The sequence below is a fragment of the Cupriavidus sp. IDO genome (assembly GCF_000812465.1).
Lineage (GTDB): Bacteria > Pseudomonadota > Gammaproteobacteria > Burkholderiales > Burkholderiaceae > Cupriavidus.
On the sequence record NZ_JWMA01000057.1, the window covers coordinates 1 to 26,168 of the forward strand.

The window sequence follows — 26,168 nt, forward strand, 5'->3', positions numbered from 1 at the left end:
GTCCGCACTCCTGGGCTCCTCGACGGCGAGCTTCCTCCATCCGACAAGCCATCCGAACACGCGCCGGGCCGACGGGCACGGCATCGTGCGCACGGGTGGCCTGGACAAGCGGTACCTTGCCCTGCGGAAAGAGAAGGCGGACCACGCAATGCTGCACGGCGGCGCGACTGCCCGTATAGCCGGAGCTCTTGCCAGATCTCTCTCGGAAAGCGACAGCCCTGGGCGATTCGCTCCTCGATGTAGCTGCGATAGGGATCCAAAGGGGTCGGACCCCGCGCCTTGGGGGCGCGCTCGGGGAAGGCTCCCGCGGTGATGAAGTTGCGCACGGTTCGATGGTTGATTGAGAGCTCGCGCGCGATTCCTTTCATCGTGCCGCCCTGGGCGCGTAGCGCCATCACCCGCTCGTACAGCGCCAGCCGCGTGGCGCGACGCTGATCGCTCAGGCGCTGCCATGACCGCAGTGAGTTGCGGCTCAATACCCCCTGCCGGCCCAGGGTCACGCCACCGACCTCGACTTGCTGCGCGGCTTGGCGCAGTTGCGGCCCGAGTCGGCACAGCAGCCTCTCGACGTTGTCGCGCAGGTTGCACAGCAGATGCCAGCGATCGGAAACTTGCTTGGCTCTCGGCAGCGCAATGTCGACCGCCTCGGAGTAGGCCCCGGCCCGATCCCTGGCGACGATCTCAATCGATGGGTGCGCACGCATCCACGCGGCCACCGCAGTGGCTTTCCTGCCGGCGAACACTTCGATCGGCTCACGTCTCTCCAGGTCGACGATGATCGTTCCGTACTGGTGACCGCGCGCGATCGCCCAGTCATCGATGCCGACGACCCGCGGTCGTGGTCTGCACTAGCGCCCAGGAGCTCTTCGCAACTCCCGCAGCACGGTGTCGGCACTGGTGCGCAAGCCCAAGGCGTTAGCAAGCCGGGCTGCCGCCTCACCACCGAGGGCGTGGCCCAGCGCGTGCAACGCCCGAGCGTGCGATCGCGTTCGACGCTGATGCCGACCGGCCAAGGCGTGGATGCTCTCGGCAAACGTACGACGGGGGCAGTCGGCGTTCGCGCACTTGAAGCGACGCACCTCGACGGCGAGAACGACCCGCTGCTCGAGCATCGGTCGTTCCTCCAGCCTGCGCACATAGCTGCCATGGAGTCGGTCACTCCAACGACGGCAGGCAGGACAAGGTGCCGCGCGAACCGTACTGCAGGCTTCGACAGTCATGGTCTCCCCTCGCGCGTCGCTGGAGACAACGCGCTTACCTACACGGGCGAGAATACGATCGATCCCACCGAGAACTTGGCTCATGGTAACGATCAAAGTTGGGCCAGATCGACCCGAAATCAAGCCCTCGACGCGGCCGTCACACAAAGTGCGGAAGACCCCACAAAAATTCGATCTCGAAAGGGGCCGACGCCAAGGCGACTGTGAAAGGCCGTCCAGTTTGAATAAGACGGTAGGGTCGGAAATATGGCGGTACAGCGAGCCCCATGGAGGGGCATACTGAATTCCCGGGCCACCACATCCGGGACCATGAGGGCCTTCCTGATATCTGCCCGCCCAAGTGCGTGGTCTCTGGTTCAGCTTGCTTGATGGCGCGCCAGCACGCGCCCTGGCCGCGCGCCCGTCGGTCGTCCGCCATGCCAGACGAGGGAGCCATTGACAATCACTGTATCGATACCATGCGCCGGAGCGGTCGGCGCGTCGTAGGTGGCGGCCGCGTCGATGGTCTCGGCGTCGAACAGGACCAGATCGGCGAACGCCCCCTCCTTGAGCAGGCCCCGGTCTTGCAGGCCGAAATTCTTCGCGGTGAGACCGGTCATCTTGTGTACGGCAGTTTCGAGGGGGAACAAGCCGAGGGTCCGGCCATAGTGGCCCAGCACGCGGGGGAAGCTGCCCCACAGACGCGGGTGCGGAGACGCGTCGTGCGGCAAGCCGTCCGAGCCGATCATGGCTTTTTCGTGCTTCAGGATGCGCTGCACGTCGCCCTCGTCCAGCCGGAAGTAAATCCCCCCGCTGGACTCAGGCGGCGGATCGCGTCCTCCTGGTCCACGCCAAGCTTGCGAGCGATGGCGTCCAGATCCTGCCCCGCGAATTCCGGAAGCGACTTCGACCAGCTCACAATGACGCGAGTCGAACTCGCCGCGCGGTGGGCCGACAGAACCGTGGAGCCGGCCGTATAGGGATAGCAGTCGATACAGATCGGCTGGGTCGCCATGTTCCGCTCAATGAAGGACAGGGCTTCCTGCGATCGGCCCTTGTTCTTTTCGCCGACCACCTTGAGGTGCGAGATCACCACCGGCACGCCAACCTCGCGGCCAATTCGGAAGCTCTCCTCCAGCGAATCGATCACCCGATCCGCTTCATCACGCATGTGGGTGCAGTACACGCCGCCGAATGCCTGGAGCGGGCCGCAGATGTCGATCACCTCCTCGGTCGGCGCCGCAATCGATGGCTCGTAGAACAGGCCGGTCGAGACACCGATCGCGCCGGCTTCCAGCGCTTCGAGCACCAGGCTGCGCATCTGCTCTATCTGCGCCCCCGATGCCGGCTGCTCCAGATCCTCCACTGTCGCCACGCGCAGCGTGGTGTGACCCACCAGCAAGGGGCAGTTGGTAGCGGGAGGCTTGTCACGCAGTGCCGCGATGTAGGAGGCGAATGTTGGGAAAGCGAACCAGTCGCCCTGCTCGTCGAGCAGGTTCAGTGGCGGAGTCACCGGCTGCGGGACCGGTCGTGGCATCGGCGCGAGCGAGATGCCGCAATTGCCCGCGATTACCGTGGTGATGCCCTGGCTGACCTTGGGCGCCATATCGGGGCTGGACAGCATGAGCCGGTCGTCGTGGGTATGCGCGTCGATGAAGCCCGGGGCCGCGATGCGGCTTTTGAGGTCGATCTCCACCTCGCCGCGCGCGCCCGACAGATCGCCGATACGGGCGATGCGGTCGCCGCGGATGCCAATGTCACCCGCGTAACGCGGCGCGCCCGTGCCATCCACGATACTCGCGTTGCGGATCAGCAGATCAAAATTTGCTTTCATGGGATTTCCTGAAAAGTTTCCGTGGCGTACCCGCGCTCACAACAGCGCGCCGCGCGCGGCAATCGGCCAGAGGGCCTCAACTTTGTCGCCGCGCACGCACACCAGTTCGTCGTAGAGATTGACGGTAGGGTCGCAGTGGCCCGGCACGAGCATCAGCACGTCTCCCAGCGACACTGCGGTGGCATCGGCAGTAGCCAGGACGCCATGTTCGTCTGCAGCCTTCACATAGCGCAGGTCGGGCCGCTGCCAGACAGCGGGCATGCCCGAATCCACGCTCGATGCCTTCAGGCCAGCATCCACGATCGCGCGCTGCGGATCCGCTCGGCTCATCACCGTCGTGCGCACGAACAATGCGTGCTCGAAGGGCACATCGCCCTCCCCGCGCTCGTTGTCACCGTAGTCGCGGTCCAGGAATATGTAGGATCCCGCCTGGAGCTCATTGAAGACGCCGCTGTCGCGTTCATGCAAGAAGGTGCCGGTGCCCGCGCCCGTGACACGTTCGACAGCCACGCCGCAGGCTTCGATAGCGTCGCGCGTCATGCGCGCAGCCTCGACAGCGTCTTTAATGGCCGCTTTGCGTTGCTGCGGCGACCGCAGATGCTGGGCTGGCCCGTGGTAGCACTGCAGCCCGGCGAAGCGCAGCCCCGCGCTGCCGGCAATCAGCCGGGCAAGTTGCACGGCTTCGTCGCCCGGCGCCACGCCGCAGCGGTTGGCGCCGACGTTGACCTCGATGTAGACGTCGAGGGTGACGGCATGCGCTTGCGCCGCTGCGGCCAGCGCCAGCACCTGCTGCGGATGATCGGCCAGCACCCCAATACGCGCCTTGCGTGCCAGCGGCGCAAGGTGGTGCAGCTTGGTGTCGCCGATCACCTGGTTCGTGACCAGGATGTCGCCAACTCCGGCTTCCACGAACACGGCAGCCTCGCCAACCTTCTGGCAGCAGATACCCACAGCGCCCAATGCGATCTGTCGCAAGGCGATCTCCGGACACTTGTGGCTCTTGGCGTGAGCACGCAGACGCACGTTTCGGCCGCGCAATGCGTCAGCCATTCGCTTCAGATTGCGCTCGAATGCATCCAGGTCGAGCACGAGCGCGGGTGTATCGATGGCAACGGCGGGGTCGCCGGCTTGGGCTGCTTTCCAGGGACTCACGGGGATCTCCTTCAATCGATCTTGGCACCGGAGAGTTTCACGATCTTTGCCCACTTGACCGTTTCGCGGCGGGACAGGTCCAGAAACTCCTCGGGCGTGCTGGGCGCGATTTCCGCCCCCAGCACCTTGAATCGCTCCAGCACTGCGGGGCTCTCCAGCGCGATGCGAATCTCGCGGTTGAGGCGAGTAACGATGTCTTTGGACATGTGGGCCGGGCCGACAATGCCTCCCCATGCCGACACCTCGAATCCGGGCACGGATTCGGCGATCGCGGGAACGTCCGGATATGCAGCCAGGCGCTGCGCCGAGGAGATGCCAAGCGCCCGCACCTTGCCTGCCTTGGCCATCGGTGCGGAAACCGGCGTGTTGATCATCATGAGCTGTATGCCACCGCCGATCAGGTCCGTGACGGCCGAAGTCGCCGCGCGGTAGGGCACATGCAGCATGTTGACGCCCGTCATCGCCTTGAAGAGTTCGACGCCCAGATGTGCGGTGGTGCCGTTGCCATCCGATCCAAAGGCCAGCTTGCCCGGATTCTTTTTCGCATAGGCAATCAGTTCGGGAATGGTCCTGACGGGCACACTGTCGTTGACGATCATCATGTTGGACAGGCGCAGCGTGTTCGCGATCAGCGTCAGGTCCTTTTCGACGTCGTATGGCACCGATGGCAGCAGCGACTTGTTTGTCGCCAGCGAGACAATATTGCCGTAAGCCAGCGTGTAGCCGTCGGGCGCGGACCTCACCAGCTCCATCGTGCCGATCACGTAGGAGCCACCCGGCTTGTTGTCAATCACGATGGGCACGCCCAATTGCTGTGCCAACTGTGGACCGAGGGCTCTCATTAACGCATCCGGAGCTCCGCCGGGAGCCGACGGCACGATCAGCCGGATCGGCTTGTCGGGATAAGCTGCGGCCGCTGGCGCAGCGATGGCAATGATGGCAAGGGAGAGAATTGGGAGCAGCAGACGTCTAAACATGGCTCGGACACATGGTAGGTGGCGTAAGACAGCAAGCGCCGGTGGCATAAGGGACAGGCCGCACTCTTGCAGGCGCCAGACGGAGCGCACCAGAGCGGGCCCATCTCTTTGAGAACGGGTTCTTAGTCGTTGCGCGCCAAGCCCGGGGTGGACGCAGGGATCTTGCGCGCGCGGGCAGCCTGCTCGAAACCATACGCGTACCGGATGAGTTGAGGTTCGTCCACGGGCGACCGAGAACCCCATGGGCGGATCGGTGAACCAGACGGAGTCGTCAGATTTGACAACGACGTGGTTGGGCGAATTGACGGCGCGGGCGCGCGTTGGCGCCCGGAGCATTTAGCGGTCCGCGCCTTCGCCTTCCGTCCAGGCCTTGTACCGCGCCTTGTTCTCCTCGTTGGGCGGATACAAGCCGGGCAACGGCATGCCGCGCTCCACTTCCTGCATGATCCAGCCCTCCAGGCGCTCTTGTTCGACCGAGGCGGCAATCACTTCGTCCAGCATGGCGGCGGGAATCAGCACCGCGCCGTCCTGGTCCACCACGATGACATCGTTGGGGAACACTGCAACCCCGCCGCAGTCGATGGGTTCCTGCCAGCCGACGAAGGTCAGGCCGGCGACCGACGGCGGTGCGGCGGTGCCCCGGCACCACACCGGCAGTCCCGTGCCCAGCACGCCCGCCACATCGCGCACCACGCCGTCGGTGACCAGCCCGGCCACGCCGCGCTTGCGCAGGCGCGCGCACAGGATATCGCCGAAGATGCCAGCATCGGTCACACCCAGCGCGCCCACCACCGCAATGCAGCCGGCCGGCATGTCCTCGATGGCCGCGCGCGTGGAAATCGGCGAGCCCCAGGAGGCCGGCGTCGCCAGGTCTTCGCGCGCGGGGACGAAGCGCAAGGTAAAAGCGCGGCCGACCAGGCGCGGCTGTCCGGGTGCCAGCGGCCGCGTGCCGCGCAGCCAGACGTTGCGCAGGCCATGCTTGAGCAGCACGGTGGTCAGGGTTGCGGTGGTCACGCTTTGCAGCGCCTTGATCACACTTTCGTCGAGGGGAAGCGATGTGGTCGCCATGATGTTTCCTTGTTGCATTTGGTTTGGGGTTTAATCTGCCAGTGCCGCGCGCGGGTCATGCCTCGCCAGACGCCGCAGCAGGTGGTCCACCTCGTGCCGGGCCGTCGCCGACATGGCTGCCGCTGGCTTGCGCTGCGCCGCCGAGGAGAGGATTCCGCGCCGCATCATCACGTACTTGCGCACGGCCAGACCGACGCCGGGCTGCTGCTCGTAGCGCAGCAGCGGCAGGTGGTTGTCGAAGAGGTCGTGCGCGGCCTCGCGCTCGCCCTGGGCCGACAAGCGCACCACGTCGCAGAGCATATCCGGGAAGGAGTAGCCGGTATTGGCGCCATCGGCGCCGCGCTCCATTTCGTAGTCGAGGAACAGCCCGTTGTTCCCGCACAGGATGGAGATGTGCCGCATTGAACCCTCCTTCTCGAAAGCGCGCAGGGCCGAGATCTTTTCCAGGCCGGGCCAGTCTTCGTGCTTGAGCATGACGCACGACGGCAACTCGCCGACGATGCGCTGGATCACGCCGGGCGTCATCTGCACCGAGAATGTCAGCGGATAGTCCTGCAGCACGAACGGCACGTCGGCGTCGATCGCGTCTACCGCCTGCCGGTAGTAGCCGACGATCTGGTCGTCGGTGCGCAGCGTGTTGGGCGGCGCGATCATGACGCCGGCCGCACCCAGGTCCATCACCTCGCGCGTCAGCGCGCGCATGGCGGCGAAACCCGGCGCCGAGACCCCGACCACCACCGGCAGCCCGCCCGCGCGCCGGATCATGCGCGCGGCCACATCGATCGACTCGGCGTGCTCGAGCTTGGGCGCTTCGCCGAGCTGGCCGAGCACGGTCACGCCGGTCGCGCCGCAGCCGAGATAGAAGTCCATCAAGCGATCGATCGAACTTACGTCGATCGATCCGTCGTCCAGGAATGGCGTGGGCGCGATGGGGAAGACGCCCTTGGCGTCAGCGGTCAACAGCATCTTTGGGTCTCCGCGAAAGCTGGTGTTGGGTCGGGTCGGTCGTGCTGGGGCGCGGGGGGCAGTTCCCGCGAGCCTCAGATACTCTGGATAAGGCCACCGTCGATGCGGATGGTGGAGCCGGTGATATAGCCGGCGCGGTCGCTCACCAGGAACGTCACCGCATCGGCATATTCCTCCGGGCGGCCGTAGCGGCCCACCGCGATGGCCGCGGTGCTTTCAGCCGACACCTCCTCCACCGGGCGCTGCTCGCGGCCGGCCTTGGCTTCATCCAGGAAGCGGATGCGGTCGGTGGCGATGCGTCCCGGCAGCACGATATTGACCGTCACGCCGTCACGGCCGACTTCACGCGCCAGGGTCTTGGACCAGCCCACCAGGGACAGGCGCAGCGCATTGGAAATGCCCAAGTTCGCAATCGGCGCGACCACGCCGGACGAGGTGCTGGTGACGATGCGCCCCCACTGCCTGGCCCGCATGCCGGGCAGCACCCGGTCGGTGATCGCGATCACCGACAGCACCATGCTTTCGAAGTGCTTGCGCCACAGTGCCGTTTCCTGGCCAAACGCGGTGGTGGGCGGCGGGCCGCCGGTATTGTTGACCAGGATATCGACCTGGCCAAACTGGGCCTCGATGGCGGCGACATGGGTCTCGATCGACGCCAGGTCCGCCAGATCCCAGGTGCGCGCAAGCGCCGTGCCGCCCTTCGCGGCGATCGTTGCCGCGGTGCGGCTTGCCGCTTCCTCATTGACGTCGGCGACCACGACCTTCACGCCCTCCGCCGCCAGCGCCAGCGCGATGGCGCTGCCCAGGCCGCCGCCGCCGCCCAGCACCAGTCCTACCTTGCCTTCAATTCCTAATTGCATGAGTACCTCGCTTGAATAACTTGAACCGACTGGATTGACAAATTACGTTCGCCGCGCGCCTGGGTAGCGCGGCATCATGCTCGCCGACGGACTACCGATGGAATTCCCGACCATCTCCCTTTGGGTTCATTAGTGGTCATGGGTCGTGGGGAACGTCGGTTCAGCTATCGGAATTGATATGGGCGTCGGAGATGACCTTTTCCCAGCGTGTGACTTCGGTGCGCAAGCGCTCGGCCGATTTTTCAGGGGTCGTTGGCGGCAAGGCATAGACACCCTGCTTCAGAAACTGTGCCTTGACATCAGGCATTGCCAGAATCCTGGCCAGCGCCGCATTCAGGCGCTCAACCACCGGCGCGGGCGTGCCCGCCGGTGCCAGCACGCCGAAGGTGGAGCTGACGTCCAGGGTGGGCATGCCGCTCTCTGCGGCAGCGGACACGTCCGGCAGCATCGAGATGCGCTTGGGTGCCGCCACGGCAAGCGCGCGCAACTGGCCTGCCTTGATGAACGGCTGCGCCGCCGGCACCGTCTCCACCATCATGTTGACCTGCCCGGCCACCAGGTCTGTCATGGCGGGACCACTGCCTTTGTACGGCACGTGGGTCATGTCGATATTGGCCTCTTTCTTGAAGATCTCAGCCGCCATGCGCTGCGGGGCGCCGGCACCAGACGAGGCGTAGTTAAGCTTGCCGGGATTGGCCTTGCCGTAGCTGACCAGTTCCTGGAGCGTCTTGACCGGCACCCTCGGATTGACCACCACCACCAGTGGCACCGAGCCAACGACCATCACCGGGGCGAAATCCTTGATGATGTCGTAACGCAAGTGCCCTTTTTCCAGGGTAGCCATGGTTGCATGGGACGTCAGTGCGCCCATGAGCAGGGTGTAGCCGTCTGGCGTGCTCCGGGCGACCACCTCGGCGCCGATGTTTCCGCCCGCGCCTCCCCGGTTGTCAACCACCACTTGCTGGCCCAGCACCTCGCCCAGGCGGGTGGCAACGATGCGGCCGATCACGTCGGTGGCGCCGCCCGGCGGATAAGGCACGACCAGCCGGATCGGCTTGTCCGGATAGGCCGCGAACGCGGCCGGGGCACTGGTGAAAGCGGTCATGGCGGTGAGGGCCAGCAGTCCCGCCCGCAGCAAGGTGCGACGAGTCGCATTGGTGATAGGGAAATCCATGTCGTCTCCGCTCTCCCCGGAATGCGTCATACACGGAGTTTGACGAAGACGTAAGGCAAAAAGAAGCGATCCCCAGACCGATTAACCAAAAGATTATTTTGGTTTCCGCGGCACCCCGCCAGCGCGGGCCAGAGACCGGCTCGCCGGCTATCCGCGATACGAGCCCTATCGGCACGCGTTAGCGAATTCGCTTCGGAGTTTGTACCGAATATTGCAAGCCCAACCTCTTGACGCAACAGCGAAGAGCGGTTTTGGAAGAAGCGAGGTCCTGACGGCTTCAAATCGACAATGAACTGGGTCAATACAGGGGACCAGACCGGTGGAAACTCACGGCTCCGGGCGGGGATGGACGTACGCATAAAGCATCTCCTATAGTATGCAAGCCGAAACTTCTTCGAACATGCGCGTTAGGAAAACCATGTTTCATTCGAGAAGTAATGCTCGACGGCAGCCCTTCGACTCGCGCCTCGACGTGCCCCGACCGGCCGGTCAAATCCCAATGAAGGGAAATGACGTCTAGGTCGCATGAGATACCTGATCACTCATACGTTGATGTGAGCGACGGCGTCAATTTCGACCATCACCCCTTGCAGTCCGCACTCCACGGTTGTGCGTGCTGGTTTAAAGTCAGAAAACCTAGTCGCATAAACGGTGTTGAACCGTGGAAACAGGTTCAAGTCCGTCAAGTAGATCGTGACCTTCACGATGTCGGTCATCGAAGCACCGGCGGCAGCCAACACTTTAGCGACGTTATCAAGCGCTGCTGCCGTCTGCTCCTCGATTGTGTCCCCGACAATTTGTCTTGCTTCATCGCGGGGAGTTTGCCCCGACACAAATACAAAGCCACCTGCAGCTACTGCAGCCGAGTAATGTCCCCCTGCCTTGAGGTTTGGAACCTCGATCACACGAGCTGGAGTTTTCGTGGGGCTTTCCATCTGACTATCCTCGTTGTCTTGTTTGGCCGCTAAAGACAGCTATTTCTTAGTGGCCTCTGCCTTATTGACTCCATTCGGAGGATAGAAACCAGGAAGCGCAGCGCCGCACTCCACTTCATTCAAGATCCATCCTTCGAAACGCTCCTGCTCGACCGCTGCTACGACATCCGCCGGTAAGGCAGAGGAAAGACGTGCTCTTAATGATTCTTCCCCAGCGTCTTTCTTGCATCCCTGGCAAACAGGTCAGGAATGCCAACAAGCGTCGCGGGCTGCTGCGCATAGGCCGGGCACATCTTCACCGTCTTCACGCCGACATTTGATCGTCGCTTAACGGCGGTTCCCCATCTGCTCGCGGTACGTCCATTCGCCGTCGCGACCGAACACCAACGCCTTTTCGAAGAGATAGGCAGTCGTACACGCATGGCGAGGCATCAAAAGCACCCGATCCCCGACCGCCAGATCTTCGTTTTCGACCACCACATGTTCTTCGCTCATCATCAGAATCTTCCCGTTCCATCGAAAGCGCGCGCTTAAAGGCTTGTCGGGAGAAATTGCCTTGGCACCAGCGTCAAGCGTGGCCGTCTGGCCCTTCGTGGCAATCACGGTGGCAAGCACATAGGCGCTCGGCTGCCAGCCAAAGTCTTGAAGCTCCGCGTCATGCTGGTCGCTTGAATAGGTCCAGCTTCCCGGTCCTACGTAATCGGCTAACGAAGCTGGCCAGACATTGAAGCTATAGCTGCCGCCGGCGATCAGATCGGAACACAAACCTGCCCCTGCGGCGCGCTCCATAAGATCTGTTGCTTGCTCCACGACCGAACCGAGCCGTTCACGTCGCGTTGCACCGTCCGGTCCTTGAATATGACCGTCGTAGATGTGGAATCCGCCAAAACGGCCCAAAGCGTCGATATCCCGCGCCAGATCGAGCGCCACCTCTGACAGCGGCGCCCCGGTACGTCCCATGCCGGGATCGAGGTCGACGATCAGCTTTAGGTTTGAGGTGCCTGGTTTGCTGGCCTCGAGCTCACTGCGCCACGCCTCAAGCCCCTCGGACGAGTCAACGAGCGCGCCGATCGACGCGTTTGGATAATTTCCGGCAACGTTGATCAGGGCCCGAATGTTCGCCCTGTTGGCGCTTGGATAGGCCCAGACGACATAGAGTGCACCAGCGGCCAGCACCATCGCCGTTTCTGCTACTGTGGAAGCCTTGAAAGCACGAACACCCTCCTTCAGCAGCAGTTCAACTATCCAGCTTGCGCGATGCGTCTTGACGTGCGGCATCAAGCGGCTGATCCCTCCGCATGCTTGCGCAGTTGCGTGAAGGTTATCGACTATGCCTTGCTCATAGATTGTGAAACAGGGCGTCTGAACATCCTCCGGCAGAGAGTGCGCCCATCCGGGGCTAAGTTTGGGAGCTGATAATGATCTGTTAGACATTATTTCGGTTCTCATTTGTATTACACAATAGTTAGCTTGCATTTCTGTACGCTTATCTATTGGAGAGCGTGGAACTCGCTATGTCATCGACGACTGGCGAACGCGTTCGAGATATGCCTCAGTCACCTGACGCAAATGCATCAACAGGCTCGCATGCGTCTCCCACGGTAAACGGTCGACACTCATAACCGGACGGGCAGGTTTATCAATGCGGCTATCGTCTACGGCTTGCCCGACTTCGACCGCCGCCGTGAGAAATGCACGGTCTTTCTCCGGGCGAAAATCCGCGAGCAACGACCCCGAAAGACTGGGTTCGACCAACGCCATCGCCAACAGCAATCCCCAACCGCCCCAGTTCGAAACGCCCGCTACGATCAGGTGGTCAGTTGGCGTTGTGGCTGCAATAAGGTGGCCGTTCGGGATGTCGTCACGAATGATGTCGCAAGGCAACCCGCTCATCCCAATCTCGTTTCCTCCATCGCCGATGCCTATCGTGACCCACGGTCGATCCCATGTGGGATCGTTAAAAAGCAGATGCAACGGTGCAGTATCGTCAGTCATGTCAGCACCATACTCCCGGTGCGGCTTTCCATCGCTGCCGGGGGATACGCGTTCAATCGCGATCAGATGCGTGATGGGCTGAACGCCTGCTGCCAGTCGTTCGCGGAGCGTGACGACCGAATCTGTATTAACTGCTGTTATTTCCAGCGTGACTGACTTGGGAAGCTCGTTGGAAATCGCCCAAACCGCCTTTGCGCAGGGCGCGTCCGAGATGATCGTAACGGGAATGCCGGCGTTCGCGAGGCCAGCGGCCATGTGTGCCATGCCACCCAGACCGTCGGTCTCCGGTGACGGCGGAACCGCATTGCGGATGAAAAAGCCTGTGACAATGCCAACGTGCGCATTCGGTGTACTCATGATCGAACGCGCGGCTCGCTCCAAGCCTCCCTGCGCAAAACTGACCATGCGGCTGATGTCCCGTCGAACAGTTCGACCAATAATCTCTTCAATGGCTTTAATCGTCATAGTTTCAGTAATCCGTTAAATTCACGTTTCGCGTTCGTAGTCGATTCCAATCGAACACACCAAGTGTCATACCCACATCGATTGGAAGCACATGGTCGCTAGGAAGGAAGAGCCGGTGAACTGCACGATCAACCGACTGCATGCAGGAAAGTCCTAGTCCGAGCGTTCGCCAACCGTCGGGTTTTCAGGTATGCCCGTTACGTCTCCCTTTCTTCCTTTCTTTTATCATTTTCTGATCGACGAAGTGAGTGTATAAGGGCGAGGGGGATAAGAAGTAATCAAAAATCGACCCGCCTCGCGATAAAGAATCCTGATCACGCCCTTCGCTCTTGACTGCTGCGACCGTGAGCCCATGAACTTGGCTGCAACCGCCGAACAACATCACCAGGTAGATCCCTTCCAGCTGGCGAGCCTGCCAGGCAGGTGACCTCATCCATGACCGCATCGGTCACCGAACTGATGAACTCGGGTGACGCATGTGGGGCGGCGACTGCGTCTAAATGACGGCGGCCTCGCCAACGTTTTGTGCTGTCGTACTAGCGGTTCACAATTGATTTCGGCAACCTCAACACGAGAATCGCACCGATCACCAAAATCAATGACAGGAGGTAAATCCCATACGTTGGAGAACCCGTTGCGTCCTTCACCACACCGATCACATAAGGGCTCACGAAGCCACCTAGATTCCCGAATGAATTAATCATTCCGATTGCGACCGCTGCCCCTACTCCTGTGAAGAATTGACTCGGAAGCGTCCAAAACATAGTTGTCGCCGTGTAGGCGCCGGCGGTCGCCACGCTCAATGCGATCAACGAACTGACAGGACCATGAGTAAACGTGCTGGCAACCAATCCGACAGCAGTCGCCAGATAAGCCGCGGCAGTGTGCCAGCGTCGCTCCGTGCGCCGGTCTGAACTTCGACACACCAGATTCAGTGCGACGGCGCCGATAGCAAATGGAATAGCGGAGATCCAACCAATTTGCTCAAGCGTAGAGAAACCAATTTCTTTGATCAAAGTCGGCAACCAGAACGAGATCGCGTACAGCCCCATCGTCTGACAGAGTGCCAATGCGATCAGATACCAGGCTCTAGGGCTCGAAAAGACCTGCCGAATGCGCACTTCGCCATGCGCCAGCGCTCGCTTTTCGTTTTCCTCAGCCTGTAGTTCCGCCGCGACAAATCGTTTTTCGTCATCGGACAGCCATTTGGCGAGATGCGGCCGGTCCACCAGCAGAAAGGGCAAAAGGAGAGCCATGACGAGGGTGGGCAAAGACTCGAGAACAAAAAGCCATTGCCATCCGCTCAGGCCAAGATGACCATGGTATGCCGTCATGATCCACCCCGAAATGGGAGATCCGATGAGACCGGACAAGGGAATCGCGGTATAGAAGAAACCCGTCATTCGGCAGCGAATGTGCGAAGGAAACCAGTAGGTAAGGTAAAGAATGATGCCCGGAAAAAAACCAGCCTCTGCTGCTCCCAAAAGCACGCGCATCACATAGAACTGTCCCGGCGTTTGGACGAATGCGAAGGCCCCTGAAATCAGTCCCCACAACAGCATGATCCGGACCAGCGTTTTTTTTGCGCCGATGCGGGCCATCAGCAGGTTGCTCGGCACTTCAAACAGGAAGTATCCCAAAAAAAACAAACCTGCACCTAGGCCGTAGGCTGCCTCCGAGAAGCCCAAGTCACTGAGCATCTGCAGCTTGGCGAAACCTACGTTGATCCGATCAAGATAGGCACAGAAATAGCAAACCATAATCAACGGTATAATTCGCCAGCCGATCTTCCAGAACACTCGATCAGCTATGGCAGCGTTCTGATGGTTATCCGAGAACGTAGTGTCGATGGACATGATTTGGCTCCAAGAATATTAGGGAGTTGTTTCCGTAGTTGTGTTTCGGCGCTGCAGGGAGCGTAAAGGGCGCACGGTCTCCGCGAGCACGCCCAAAATATCGGTATCAGCTTTAGGCGACCGCCTGCAATGTGACAAGATGCAGGCGGTCAACCGCGGTGACTTACGGACTTAGGCGTTCGCCGTTGAAGAAGCGAAGCAATAGCTCACTCTCGCGGCCGCGAGCCCCTTCTGGCAGGTAATGACCGCATCCGCTGACTTCGCCACCCACCACATTGAGCGCAATTGGTCTCATCGCTTCGAACATTCGCGCACCGTAACCACGTTCACCTCCGAGTGCGAGGACCGGCACGGCAGGCGGCTACCTAGACCGATCTAGGTTTGGAGCATCGTTGACACCACATTTACAAAAACGAAGCAGCGAACAGAACCTCCTGGACGTGCGGTCTGAAGCAACTGCTCTTTCCCGCATCTCTGAAAGGTGAGGTTTGATGGTCACCTACTTCGTCTCTTTGCCACCTTGATTACTCACTCATTGAGCCAGTGTAGAGTGCTAATATTGATCACAGGTAATCGAATTTTGGCTCCCCTCTCGATAGAAAAATTTGATCATGCGACTTACGCTCCAACAAATCGAGACGTTCTATTGGGTCGCCCGTTTAGGCGGCTTTCACGCCGCAGCGCGTCATCAACATTTGACGCAGCCGACCATATCTGCACGCATCCAGGAGTTGGAAACGCAACTTGGGGTCGAGTTGTTCGAAAGGGAGCGCGGACGTAGTGGACTTACTGCAGTCGGCAGGGATGCGCTGGCGCAGGCCGAAGAGATCGTGAAGCTTGCAGACGCCTTCGCGCGCATCGCCACGCAACGCGATCCGATGTTAGGACTGCTCCGGCTGGGTGCGAACGAATCCACAGCCCTCGGGGGGCTTACGGAACTGTTGACGCAGTTGAAGACAGCCTACAGGGAGTTGCACATCGAGATCACTGTAGATGTGGGCGTCGAATTGACCCGCAGACTTATTTCGCGCGAGCTCGACGTCGCAATATTGAACGAATCATCGAGCTCCCGGCACGTACGTGAGCACACTATCGGTCTATCCAACTTGCATTGGATCGCCTCGCCAAAGCTGGTCCGCAAGCGCGAGATTACACCGGCGGCGTTGGCGTCTTTGCCGATTATCACAGTGTCGGCGCCGTCATCAAACCACACGCTTGTGATGAACTGGTTTCGCGATGCAGGGATGGAGCCTACAAATATCAGCTCGAGCAATTCTCTTTCGACGATGATACAACTCGTTGCAGCCGGGCATGGAGTTGCTGTCATGTCGCCCGCGATTATGAAAGATAAGATTTCGTCCCGGCTAATTCATACACTTCACACGACGCCCCGCTTAAGGCAGCAGGAATACCTTGTCGCATACCAGAATGAGCGACGTGGCAGTGGTATGGATACGATCATACGACTGACCACCGAAGTCTTAACGCGAACCGGCGTTATAATTTCCCGAAGCGTTAAGGAAGATTGATGGGGTCCGTTCGAGTAAGGGAATTGCTGATCAATAGCAGCGGCGCTGGAGTTCGACGGCTGTTTGGTGTCTGATTTTTACCATGCGGAAGAAGAGAGAGTTCTGCCCCATTTCGCGCCGCATGCCCCTCATCTCGTACCCTTTCGGGCTCGATTTGCATGTTCAAGACGGATTGCTCCCCTGAAACGCCAACAACGGCTTTTTGGCGATCACCAGATTTGCGAGACCGAACAGGCTGAACATCTGTGCGGTGTTCTTGGCCAAGCCCTTGTAGCGGGTCTTCTTGTGACCAAACAAGTTCTTCACCCGACCGCCCTACCCGGCCAGCAATAGTATTTCGCCGACACCGCCTCGGCGTAGCCCGCGTTAGCCGAATTAATGAACCGCCGAGCCGTATTAGCCGAATTATTGGGCGTGGACAGAGAATGGCGTTGCTCTTGCACAACGACCAATAACACCAAAAACGAATAATTCTCCATATAGATCAATAGGTTACAACCATGTGATTGCTAGCGGATATAGTGGACACCGCTAGCGGAGTTAACGATCGGCAACAGACCGTGCTCTATCTGGGTGGCTTGCGGGCGTCCGAATTGACAGCCACGACCATGGGCGCGTTCTTCTGCCGGCGCGATGCCCAGGGCATCGAGCGCTGGTGGCTGGAGGTGACCGGCAAGGGCAACCAGACCCGGCTGGTACCGGCCACCGATGAGCTGATCGCCGAACTGGCGCGCTACCGCCGCGTCAACGGGCTGCCGCCCACCCCGCAGCCGAGGGAAACGCGCCCGCTGGTGCTGCCGGTGATCGGCCGCCAGAATGAAGAGAAGGCCCTGTCACGCGGGGCGCTGCACCTGATTCTGAAGGAGGTGTTCGGCCTGGCGGCCGAGCGCCTGCGGGCGCGCGGGCCCGAGTGGGAAGCGCAGGCCGCGGTGCTGGCCAGCGCCTCGGCGCACTGGCTGCGCCACACCGCCGGCTCGCACATGACCGACCAGCAGGTCGACCTGCGCTTTGTGCGCGACAACTTTGGCCATGCCTCGATCGCCACCACCAGCGGCTACCTGCACAGCGAAGAGGATGCGCGACACGCGGCGACGCAGGAGCGGCACCGGATCGGCTGGACCAGCAAGACCTAGGATGAGCCCGCATCGCAACACCGCACAGCGCGAAGCCATCGATCGTCACGGCACCATCGTGGCAAGCTCCCTGCTTTGCGACGTTCCCTCCCGCCCCAGCGCACCGCCACGCTATTCAAGCCATGAACCCATCTCGCTACAGCGACAGTGACATTACCGCCGTCTATCGCGTCATCCGGGAGCGTCGCGACATGCGCCACTTTCGGCCGGACCCGCTCGATCCTGCCTTGCTCGAACGCTTGTTGCACGCTGCGCATCTCGCCCCCAGCGTCGGCTTCATGCAACCCTGGCGCTTCATCCGCCTCACTGACAGGAACCTGAGAACGCAGGTCCACGCGCTGGTCGATGCCGAACGCCAGCGCACCGCGCTCGCCCTGGGCGAACGCCAGGACGAGTTCATGCGACTCAAGGTGGAGGGCATCCTGGACTGCGGGGAAGTCCTGGTGGCAGCGCTGATGGATGGGCGTGAGCGGCATATCTTCGGTCGGCGCACCATGCCGGACATGGATCTCGCTTCGGTGGCCTGCGCCATCCAGAACCTCTGGCTTGCTGCGCGCGGAAGGAATCGGCGTGGGCTGGGTTTCCTTGTTCGACCCTGAACCGCTTGGCCGGCTGCTGCGGCTGCCGCCCGGTGCCCGGCCAGTGGCTGTGCTGTGCCTCGGCCAGGTCGACACCTTCTATGAGAAGCCGATGCTGGAACAGGAAGACTGGGCCAGACGGCAATCCCTGGACGAGATGGTGTTCGAGAATGGCTGGACCAACCCCAGCCCCCAATCGCCCCGGGCTGATGATGGATCTGGCAATTGTGTTCTTAGAAAATCACGATGGCCATAAGTTGACGCGCTCAGCGTTTCCGCACCCCAATCGAGGAGCCCTTCCGAGCCCTGACGCTCATCCTGATTGCCGCCCTCTACTCTTCCAGCCAGGCATGCCGTTTCCTGGCCGCATCCTCGCCGATCTTGGCCGCATGAGTCGCTGCCTGTTCGAGCCAAGGCGCATGTGCCTTGGGAACGACCAGCATTGTCAAACCCAGGCCGTCCATCACCCGCAGGGCGTGCTCGAGATTGACGCCCTTGCCGTTCTCCAGCTTGGACAGCATGCCAACGGAGACGCCGCAATGTTTCGCCGCCTGGTCAATGGGCATCCCGTCCCCTGCGCGGGTGGCTCGAACGCGAACGCCCAGTTGGTGAATGGTGCGAATCGTCGCGCGCGAAGGCGGCGTCTGATCAGGTAGTGGTCGCGACATGGAAGCCCGTCCCGTAAAGAAGGGAGGCCAGCGTGGAAGCTGCTCTCCTGATGATTTCATGATCGTGAAATTATAACTGGCAACGGTATAGCTGCGCCGAACGACCCGAAATCCCCTGCCGAACAGGCTCTCGGGCCCGGCGCCTCCAGTACGGCCGCCGTGTTTCCTCAAGAGCATTCACGTCAACCCTCGATCGTCGCCCGAGGGTTTCTACCAACTCGCGCACATCATCTACTCCGCTACAATTTGGTCCGACCAACATGGTCCGACCAACATGGTCTGACCATGTTGTAGTGTCCAACGCATGCCCCGAGGTCCGGACTGCTTTGTCGAGTCATGTCGACGGTTCTAACTAGCGGGCGGCAGCGTCGACTTAATTGAAGAATGGAGGGACAGATGATCCAGAAGACCCCGGTGCTGATCGTGGGAGGTGGACCAGTCGGCCTGGCATTGGCGGGCGATCTCGGATGGCGTGGTGTCAAGTGCACCCTGATCGAAAGGAGCAATGGAATCGTTCCTCAGCCTCGCATGGACATGGTCGGCATCAGAACCATGGAGTTCTGCCGGCGTTGGGGCATCGTCGAGGCGGTGGAACAGGCCGGCTACAACCGGGACTACCCGCAGGACTGTGCCTGGGTGACCGACTTGAATGGATATGAGTTCGGCCGGGAGACATTCCCGGCGCCAAGAAACGAAACATGTCCGCCGCAAAGCCCGCAAAAGCGTGAGCGCTGCCCGCAGAACTTCTTCGACCCGGTGCTGCAGCGCTTTGCCGCCAGCACGGGGGCCGCGGAGTTGGTGTACGAGACGGAGCTGGAAACACTGGAAGACCGTGGTGACCACGTAATCGTGACGGTCAAGGATGGGAAAACCGAAGCACGCCGCCAGATCAAAGCGCAGTACCTGGTGGGCTGCGACGGTGGTGCCAGCGCAGTGCGCCAGGCACTCGGCATCGGCATGTCGGGCGATTCCGTACTGACTTACACGACCAACGTCATCTTCCGCTGCGACGGGCTCGAGCGGCTCCACACCAAGCAGCCCGGCTACCGCTATATCTTCATCGGACCGGAGGGCACCTGGGCGACGCTGGTGGCCATCAACGGCCGTGACCAATGGCGATTCTCTCTGGTAGGCAACGCCGAAAAGCGCACGCTCGGCGAGGACGAGATCCGCCGCGCCATCGTTCGAGCCGTGGGACGGGAGTTCGACTTCGAGATTCTCTCGGTCCTGCCCTGGGTCAGGCGGCAACTGGTGGCGGACCATTACCGCAAGGGACGGGTTTTCATCGCCGGCGACGCTGCGCACCTGACCTCCCCGACAGGCGGCTTCGGTATGAACACGGGCATCCTCGATGTGGTCAACCTGAGCTGGAAGCTGGCAGGCACGCTGCAGGGCTGGGGCGGCCCCCTTCTGCTCGATTCCTACGAGGATGAGCAGCGGCCTGTCGCGGTGCGCAACGTCACAGAAGCCGGAGAGAATCTCCGGCGGATGCTGTCGCCGCGGGTGGTCAAGCCCGAAGCGGCCATCTTCGACAGCGACAACGTGCATATCGATGCGGCACGACGCGAGTACGGTGCGCGTTATACGGAGATGATGAAGCGCGAATGGTTCTCGATCGGCATCCATCTCGGTTATGTCTATGAGGATTCGCCGATCGTCGTTCCCGATGGCACGCCCGCCCCGCCCAACGAGGTGGCACGGTACACGCAGAGCGCGAGGCCGGGATCGCGCGCGCCCCACGTGTGGCTTTCCAAAGGAAAGTCCACGCTGGACCTTTTCGGCAAGCATTACGTACTGCTGCGCTTTGGCGATCATCCTCCCGGGGTGGATGCCATCACGCAGGCGGCTGCGGAGGTCGGTCTGCCGCTGGAGGTGGCCGATATCGCGCAAGGCGAAGCCCAGGCCATCTATGGACGCCGCCTGGTGCTGGTACGACCGGACGGCTCGGTGGCATGGCGTGGTGATACTGTCCCCCCAGATGCCCGCCGCATCGTCGATGTCGTGCGGGGCATGGGTGCCGCCGGCAGTCCTGTTCCGCGCCGCGCTTACCAACTGGCGGAGGTCTGATATGTCAGACGAATTCATCGGCCAGGACGCGGATCGCAGACGTGCCCTGAAGCAAGACCTGGCAAAGTACCACTGCCGAGTGCACCAGCCAGACGATCCCCCATTGTTCACGCGCAGCCCACGGCCTGCGACCCAGTCCGTGCATTGGCGCTGGGAGGATCTGTCCCCCTTGCTGGAACGCATCGGACAGGAGGTCGACCTGACCGCAGGTGGGCCGCGCCGGACACTGCGCCTGCACAATCCCGGCCTGCCGCGCGGCACTACCAATACGTTCTGGGCATCGATCCAGGTCATCCTGCCCGGCGAAGTCGCCACCGCGCACCGCCACACTGCCAACGCCCTGCGTTTCATCATGCAAGGCGAGGGAGCATGGACGACGGTAGATGGCGAGTGCTATCCGATGCGCACGGGCGATCTCGTGCTGACGCCATCGTGGGCGTGGCACGATCACGTGCATCGGGGCGACCAGCCGATGATCTGGCTTGACGTCCTTGACATCTCGCTGATGCAAGCGCTGGAGGCCACGTTCTTCGAACCCTACACGGATGGCCTGCAGCCGGTGGACACGGTGCCGGATCGGAGCTGGCGCCAGTTCGGCAGCGGCTTGATGATGCCTCCCGGCGCGCAGCCTCGCGCCGGCGGCGCCAACCCGCTGCTGGCCTATCCTTTCGACGTTGCCGAGAAGGCTATTGCTGCCGCCGCGGGCATGCCGGGTGATGCGTATGACGATGTTGTGCTCGAGTATCGCAATCCGCTGGGCGGCGGCCCTGCCATGCCAACGCTCGCCATGCGGATGCAGCTGCTGCGGTCCGGCTTTGTGGGTCGGAAGCGGCGCCACACCGGCAGCAAGCTCTACTACGTCATGCGCGGCGAAGGGGCAACCAGCGTCGGGGACCAGCGCTTCGCCTGGTGCGCAGGCGACCTCTTCACGGTTGCGCCATGGGAGTGGCACGCACATGAGAACACCGGCGGGCAAGACGCGCTGCTATGGCAGGTCAACGATCTGCCGGTACTGAGATCATTGGGTTACTTTAGAGAGGAACTGGCATGAAGATCGGGTCGTTCGACGATTACCGGATTGGTCTGGTGGAAGGAGACCAACTGTACGATGTCACCGCGGTGGTGCCTTCCGCTATCGACGCTCTTCCGCAGCAGCGGTTGAACTGGCTCATCGCCAACTGGGGCAGTGTTCAGGAGGAACTCAAGCGATGCCGCGCGGCAAGCCTCCCTCGACGCCTGGATACGGTGCGCCTGCTTCCCGCCGCGCCCTGCCCGCCGCATATATTTGCCGCGCCGGCAAACTACCGCAAGCACATCGGTGAACTGGGGGACCGCGTCGTCACCAAGGGCGGCCGTAGCGCCAGGGAACAAGGCTTCTTCTTAAAGGCACCCGGCTCCCTGGTTGGGGCCGGCGGTACGATCTTCCTGCCCAAGGGTTCCACCCGGCGCTTCGATCACGAATCCGAGCTGGCGGTCATCATTGGAAAAGCGGGTCGCGATGTTCCGCGCGAACACGCCATGGAATACGTGTTCGGCTATGCCTGCCTGATCGACGCCACCATGCGTATCGAACCCGGCGTCGCGGAAGAAGAGCGCTCGATGCGCAAATCCTTCGAGGGATTCACCCCGCTGGGGCCATGGATCGTCACGGCCGACGAGGTCGGCGATCCGCACGGGTTGAGCAACCAGCTATGGGTCAATGGCGAACTGCGCCAGCAAGCGTCAACACAGCACATGATCGTCGGCGTGGCGGAGCTGATCGAGTTGATCTCGTCGGTGCTGCCGCTGTCGCCTGGCGATGTCATCGCCACCGGCACGCCGGAAGGTGTTGGACCGTTCGCGGCAGGCGATACGTTGAAGATCGCCATCGAGGGCGTGGGTGAAATGAGTCTGGACGTCAAGGAACGCGAAGCCGTTGCACCACGTGCGTACTAGAACGGACCGGGCTGTGACCAACATCGCGACAACCGTGCCGTGATGTCCGATAAACCGGTGCAGGCAAGGACTGCCGGTGGCACCCGGACCAGAAGATCAGGAGACAACATGTTCAAGAAGATAATGCTGTTCGCATCCAGCGCCCTGCTGCTCGCTGCCGCGCCGGTGCTGGCTGCCTATCCGGAAAAGCCCGTCAACGTCATTGTCCCGTTCGCCGCCGGGGGCGGCATCGACGTCCTCGTCCGCGCCATGACAAGTCGGTTGAGTGCCCGCTGGAAGCAGCCGATCGTCGTGGATAACAAGGCCGGCGCGGGCTCCGCGATTGGCGCGGCATTCGTGGCGCGCGCGCCTGCAGACGGCTACACACTGCTGGCAACGGTGAACCAGACTGTCGTATCGAACCGCTTCCTGTACAAAAAGCTGCCGTACGATCCCGAGAAGAGTTTTGCGCCAGTCATCATGATGGTCAAGGCCGACCAGTTGATCGTGGCCAATGCCAAGCTACCCGCAAATTCCCTCAGGGAGCTGGTGGATCTGGCCAGGAAGAAACCGGACAGCCTGAACTTCGGCTCCTACGGGAACGGCAGCCAGCCGCACCTGCTCTTCTCCGCGATCAACGATCACGAGAGGATTCAACTCCTGCATGTCCCCTACAACGGCATCGCGCAGAATCTGACTGCATTGCTCGCGAATGACGTGCAGCTTGCCAGCGGCAGCGTCGCCGTGATGGAAACCCATATCAAGTCCGGCAGGCTCAAGCCGCTGGCAGTGGCAGGCAATACCAGACTGAGCCAGTACCCGTCCGTGCCAACCACGGTGGAACAAGGTTTTCCCTATGCCAAGAGCTCGATCTGGTATGCGCTGCTTGCGCCGGCCGGTACGCCCGACGCCGTAGTCAAAGAAATCCGGGCGGCCGTAGCGGAAGTGCTGAGGGATCCGGTGTTCGTCGAGCAGCAAGTCCATGCGAAGGGTCTCACCGTTGTAGCCGGCGATGGCAAGATGCTGGCTGATACAATCCGAGCCGAAAGCCAGCAGACCTCCGCCATGATCAAGGCTGCCGGCGTAGTTGCCGAGTAGCGCCAGCGCGACAAGAGAGCGCTGTTCATCCTCGGCCCCACATTTTGCTTATCTATCCAGTGCGATTTCCAGGTATGGTGCCAACTCCAGATTCAAGCGCGACGACTGACAGGCCGCCACGGGTCTTCGAGGACATCTGCGAAAAGATCAAGGAGCAGCTGGCAAGCGGCGCCCTCAAGCCAGGCGACAGGCTGCCTTCGGAACGGGATCTCGCCGAGGGATTTCAAACCTCCAGGTCGGCAGTCCGGGAGGCACTGAGAAGCCTCGAGCGTTCAGGCGTGATCGAACTGCGCAAAGGTCCAAAGGGCGGAACCTACATCTCGCAGGTTGGCTCGTCCGTGGTGTCCAGCTCGCTGAATGACCTGCTGAGTTTTGGCAGCATCTCGATCCAGGATCTGACGGAGAGCCGGGCCATCGTTCAGGACGCAGTCATTCGCCTCGCCTGCATGCGCGGCACCGAGGCGGACTTCGACGCGCTACAGCGCAGCATCGAGTTGACTGAGGCGCTCACCAAGGAAGGCAAGCTGATAGAGCGCCGAGCCCAACTGCTGGACTACTATCGCGTCCTCGCACGGGCCACACACAACGAGGTGATGGTGCTGCTGGTCGGCGCCCTTACCGACCTGGTTTCCTCGCTACTGCAGCGGGACAATGCGGTGCCCTTGCCGACGACCGTTAAGACGCACTTCCGCATTCTGCAACACCTTCGGGCGCGCGAGGTCGAGCAAGCCTCCCTGTTGATGTCCGAGCACCTTAAGAAGCTGCACTCCTATCTGGCCAAGGCGGAGAAAGCACGTCTCAAACAGCCATCTTAGCCGGCGATTGCAGGTTGCGGCAGACGCCCATCCACGCTGCGAGTGCTTTCAGGACCGACACAACCTCGCGCGCGAGTCGGCTTTGCCTGAGCACCGCCTTGGACAGATCAAGACGGAAGACGCATTCGCACACGAGGACGCAAAGGACTTCATATTAATGTGGGCAATTGAGGACCCGATCGCTTCTTGGGCGTAGACGAGAGCGTGCAAAAGATGGGGAGGCCGATTTCGTCAGGCGCCCTGACTTGCGGCGAGGATGTCAGGGTTAATTCTGTTCGTTGGCCGGTGCCGGTTTGGCGATGCTGGACCGATGCGCAGACAGTAACCTATTGATTTACGGGATATTCTTAAGAAGCCGCCCGGAAGCCCGCTTGGTTGCTAGGAGCAGTTACCCCGGCAAACTGCACGAGAACAAGGGGACGGCGCGGATGCCCGCGCCCAGATCGATTTCAAGTGCCACGGCGCCAAGTGGCTGGCGGTGGCGAAGCTGGACCCGATCAACTGAGCGGGTCCGGCCCCGCACGCCGGATCAGGGGAAGACCGGGCGAACTTCGGCGGCCTTTTCCTCGGGCGAGTCCACGGTCTTCAGCGGATTGATGAACAGCGAAGCCAGCGCGCCGACGCCGAGCAGTCCCGCCGAAATCATGAAGGGAAGGTTGTAGCTGCCGGTCGCCTCGATCAGGTAGCCGAACACCACCGGCGAGATCATGCCGGCCAGGCCGAAACCCGTGTTCATCATGCCGCCGGCGGTGCCGGCGTACTTGCCGGCGATGTCGAGCGGCAGGCTCCACAGCACGGCGTTGGTCAGTTCCAGGAAGAAGAACGACAGCGACAGCAGGATCACCGCGTTGACGGCGTCGGCCGTGTACGTCATCGGCACGATGAACATCAGTGAGCCGGCCAGCCCGACGAACAGGATTGCGCCGCGCGCCAGGCGCAGGTTGCCGGTGCGTTTGTAGATGCGGTCGGACAGCACGCCGCCGAGCGTATCGCCGACCACGCCCGCCATCAGCGGTAGCGCCGTGAACAGCGCGAGCTGCTTCAGATCGAAGCCGCGCGCCTCCTTCAGGTACGAAGGCAGCCAGGTCAGGTAGACCCACAGCGACCAGCCATAGCAGAAGTCCACGAACGTCACCAGCCACATGCGCTTGAACAGCCGCCGCCACGGCGTGGCCGCCTTGGCCGAGCGCTGGCACTCGCCGCGCCGGTAGCCGATCTCCCGCAGTTCCTGCGGCGTCACGCGCTTGTGTTCGTCGGGCGAATCCTTGAACACGCCGGCGTAGAGCAGGGTCCAGCCGAGACTGATCGCGCCCAGCACGATGAACGCCTCGCGCCAGCCGGCGGCCGCCACGATGGCGAGCACGATCGGCGGCGTGATGGCACCGCCCAGCCGGGCGAAGCTGTGCGTGATGCCCTGTGCAAAGCCGCGCTCGGCTACCGGCATCCAGTACGTGAAGGTGCGTGTGGCCGTCGGGAACGCGCCGCCTTCGCCGATGCCCAGCACGAAGCGTAGCACCACCAGCATCAGCACGCTGCCCGCGAAGCCGGTGAGCACGGTAGCCACGCCCCAGATCAGCGACAGGACGATCAGCACCTTCTTGGGCCCGAATTTGTCGGAAAGCCAGCCGCCGAGGATCTGCATGGCGGCGTAGGGGTAGGCAAAGGCGGAGAACACCAGGCCGAGCTGCGAAGAAGTCAGTCCCATCTCTTCGCGGATCAGCGGGGCGGCGACCGAGATGTTGACGCGGTCGATATAGGCGATGAAATACATTAGGCATATGACGCCGAGGATCATATGCCGGGTCTTGATGCGTTGCTTCATACCACCTCCTTTGCGCGGCTGGCGCGCGTGGCGTTAACGGGGCGGTCGCCCGGCGCATTGGTC

At 61.7% G+C, this 26,168-nt stretch carries 18 protein-coding genes and 6 pseudogenes; 8 read left to right on the forward strand and 16 right to left on the reverse strand.

Features of this window, described 5'->3' with window-relative positions; genetic code table 11:
- The 13 genes and pseudogenes from RM96_RS40870 to RM96_RS18555 all read right to left on the reverse strand — a co-directional run.
- A pseudogene (locus RM96_RS40870) lies at positions 1 to 1,304 on the reverse strand (ISL3 family transposase); the annotation flags it as partial.
- A 272-nt stretch (positions 1,305 to 1,576) separates the two neighbouring features.
- A pseudogene (locus RM96_RS18505) lies at positions 1,577 to 3,033 on the reverse strand (N-acyl-D-amino-acid deacylase family protein).
- 36 nt (positions 3,034 to 3,069) lie between these two features.
- Complete coding sequence (locus tag RM96_RS18510) at positions 3,070 to 4,185, reverse strand: DSD1 family PLP-dependent enzyme (RefSeq protein ID WP_039012709.1); 1,116 nt, start codon at positions 4,183 to 4,185, stop codon at positions 3,070 to 3,072.
- An 11-nt stretch (positions 4,186 to 4,196) separates the two neighbouring features.
- Positions 4,197 to 5,210 carry a Bug family tripartite tricarboxylate transporter substrate binding protein gene (locus RM96_RS18515; RefSeq protein WP_238587310.1) on the reverse strand — a complete coding sequence of 338 codons (1,014 nt, stop codon included), beginning with the start codon at positions 5,208 to 5,210 and terminating at the stop codon, positions 4,197 to 4,199.
- Between the two features lie 288 nt (positions 5,211 to 5,498).
- The gene (locus RM96_RS18520; protein ID WP_039012712.1) at positions 5,499 to 6,230 is read right to left on the reverse strand and encodes a ribonuclease activity regulator RraA; all 732 of its coding nucleotides are present in this window, start codon (positions 6,228 to 6,230) and stop codon (positions 5,499 to 5,501) included.
- A gap of 30 nt (positions 6,231 to 6,260) precedes the next feature.
- A complete protein-coding gene (locus RM96_RS18525; protein WP_039012715.1) occupies positions 6,261 to 7,196 on the reverse strand; it encodes a dihydrodipicolinate synthase family protein in 936 nt (311 codons plus the stop codon).
- Positions 7,197 to 7,270: 74 nt separating this feature from the next.
- Positions 7,271 to 8,056 carry an SDR family oxidoreductase gene (locus tag RM96_RS18530; RefSeq protein WP_039012718.1) on the reverse strand — a complete coding sequence of 262 codons (786 nt, stop codon included), beginning with the start codon at positions 8,054 to 8,056 and terminating at the stop codon, positions 7,271 to 7,273.
- A gap of 160 nt (positions 8,057 to 8,216) precedes the next feature.
- On the reverse strand, positions 8,217 to 9,230 hold the full coding sequence (locus tag RM96_RS18535; RefSeq protein WP_039012719.1) for a Bug family tripartite tricarboxylate transporter substrate binding protein: 1,014 nt from the start codon (positions 9,228 to 9,230) through the stop codon (positions 8,217 to 8,219).
- A 542-nt stretch (positions 9,231 to 9,772) separates the two neighbouring features.
- A complete protein-coding gene (locus tag RM96_RS18540; protein ID WP_052279579.1) occupies positions 9,773 to 10,165 on the reverse strand; it encodes a RidA family protein in 393 nt (130 codons plus the stop codon).
- Positions 10,166 to 10,204: 39 nt separating this feature from the next.
- Positions 10,205 to 10,345: pseudogene (locus RM96_RS40025) on the reverse strand (ribonuclease activity regulator RraA); the annotation flags it as partial.
- A gap of 147 nt (positions 10,346 to 10,492) precedes the next feature.
- The gene (locus tag RM96_RS18545) at positions 10,493 to 11,641 is read right to left on the reverse strand and encodes an alanine racemase (protein WP_274520200.1); all 1,149 of its coding nucleotides are present in this window, start codon (positions 11,639 to 11,641) and stop codon (positions 10,493 to 10,495) included.
- Between the two features lie 36 nt (positions 11,642 to 11,677).
- On the reverse strand, positions 11,678 to 12,625 hold the full coding sequence (locus RM96_RS18550) for a glutamate cyclase domain-containing protein (RefSeq protein ID WP_052279580.1): 948 nt from the start codon (positions 12,623 to 12,625) through the stop codon (positions 11,678 to 11,680).
- Positions 12,626 to 13,161: 536 nt separating this feature from the next.
- Positions 13,162 to 14,481, reverse strand: coding sequence for an MFS transporter (locus RM96_RS18555; protein WP_052279581.1), 1,320 nt, complete (start codon positions 14,479 to 14,481; stop codon positions 13,162 to 13,164).
- A 611-nt stretch (positions 14,482 to 15,092) separates the two neighbouring features.
- On the opposite strand from RM96_RS18555, the gene RM96_RS18560 reads away from it, so the two are divergent.
- A complete protein-coding gene (locus RM96_RS18560; protein ID WP_039012723.1) occupies positions 15,093 to 16,010 on the forward strand; it encodes a LysR family transcriptional regulator in 918 nt (305 codons plus the stop codon).
- Positions 16,011 to 16,172: 162 nt separating this feature from the next.
- Here RM96_RS18560 and RM96_RS38680 read toward each other — a convergent pair.
- Positions 16,173 to 16,316 (reverse strand): annotated as a pseudogene (locus tag RM96_RS38680) (IS5/IS1182 family transposase); the annotation flags it as partial.
- Positions 16,317 to 16,567: 251 nt separating this feature from the next.
- Between RM96_RS38680 and RM96_RS18565 the strand changes: the two are divergent.
- Both RM96_RS18565 and bluB read left to right on the forward strand, forming a co-directional pair.
- Positions 16,568 to 17,143 (forward strand): annotated as a pseudogene (locus tag RM96_RS18565) (tyrosine-type recombinase/integrase); the annotation flags it as partial.
- A gap of 122 nt (positions 17,144 to 17,265) precedes the next feature.
- A pseudogene (gene bluB / locus RM96_RS18570) lies at positions 17,266 to 17,977 on the forward strand (5,6-dimethylbenzimidazole synthase).
- A 76-nt stretch (positions 17,978 to 18,053) separates the two neighbouring features.
- Here the strand turns inward: bluB and RM96_RS18575 are convergent.
- Entirely contained in the window at positions 18,054 to 18,287 is a 234-nt protein-coding gene (locus RM96_RS18575; protein ID WP_238587311.1) for a helix-turn-helix domain-containing protein, read from the reverse strand.
- Positions 18,288 to 18,785: 498 nt separating this feature from the next.
- Here RM96_RS18575 and RM96_RS18580 point away from each other — a divergent pair, with 498 nt between their 5' ends.
- From RM96_RS18580 to RM96_RS18600, 5 genes are all read left to right on the forward strand, one after another.
- Positions 18,786 to 20,456: an FAD-dependent oxidoreductase gene (locus RM96_RS18580; protein WP_082016597.1), complete on the forward strand. Its 1,671-nt coding sequence runs from the start codon at positions 18,786 to 18,788 to the stop codon at positions 20,454 to 20,456.
- 1 nt (position 20,457) lies between these two features.
- Positions 20,458 to 21,507, forward strand: coding sequence for a cupin domain-containing protein (locus RM96_RS18585; protein ID WP_039012727.1), 1,050 nt, complete (start codon positions 20,458 to 20,460; stop codon positions 21,505 to 21,507).
- Positions 21,504 to 22,391, forward strand: coding sequence for a fumarylacetoacetate hydrolase family protein (locus RM96_RS18590; protein ID WP_039012728.1), 888 nt, complete (start codon positions 21,504 to 21,506; stop codon positions 22,389 to 22,391). Before RM96_RS18585 ends, RM96_RS18590 begins: the two co-directional genes overlap by 4 nt.
- Before the next feature lie 108 nt (positions 22,392 to 22,499).
- Entirely contained in the window at positions 22,500 to 23,468 is a 969-nt protein-coding gene (locus RM96_RS18595) for a Bug family tripartite tricarboxylate transporter substrate binding protein (RefSeq protein WP_039012730.1), read from the forward strand.
- Between the two features lie 74 nt (positions 23,469 to 23,542).
- Positions 23,543 to 24,283, forward strand: a complete 741-nt coding sequence (locus tag RM96_RS18600) for a FadR/GntR family transcriptional regulator (protein ID WP_052279582.1) — start codon at positions 23,543 to 23,545, stop codon at positions 24,281 to 24,283.
- Between the two features lie 529 nt (positions 24,284 to 24,812).
- Here the strand turns inward: RM96_RS18600 and RM96_RS18610 are convergent.
- On the reverse strand, positions 24,813 to 26,105 hold the full coding sequence (locus tag RM96_RS18610; protein ID WP_039012734.1) for an MFS transporter: 1,293 nt from the start codon (positions 26,103 to 26,105) through the stop codon (positions 24,813 to 24,815).
- Positions 26,106 to 26,168 lie beyond the last annotated feature (63 nt).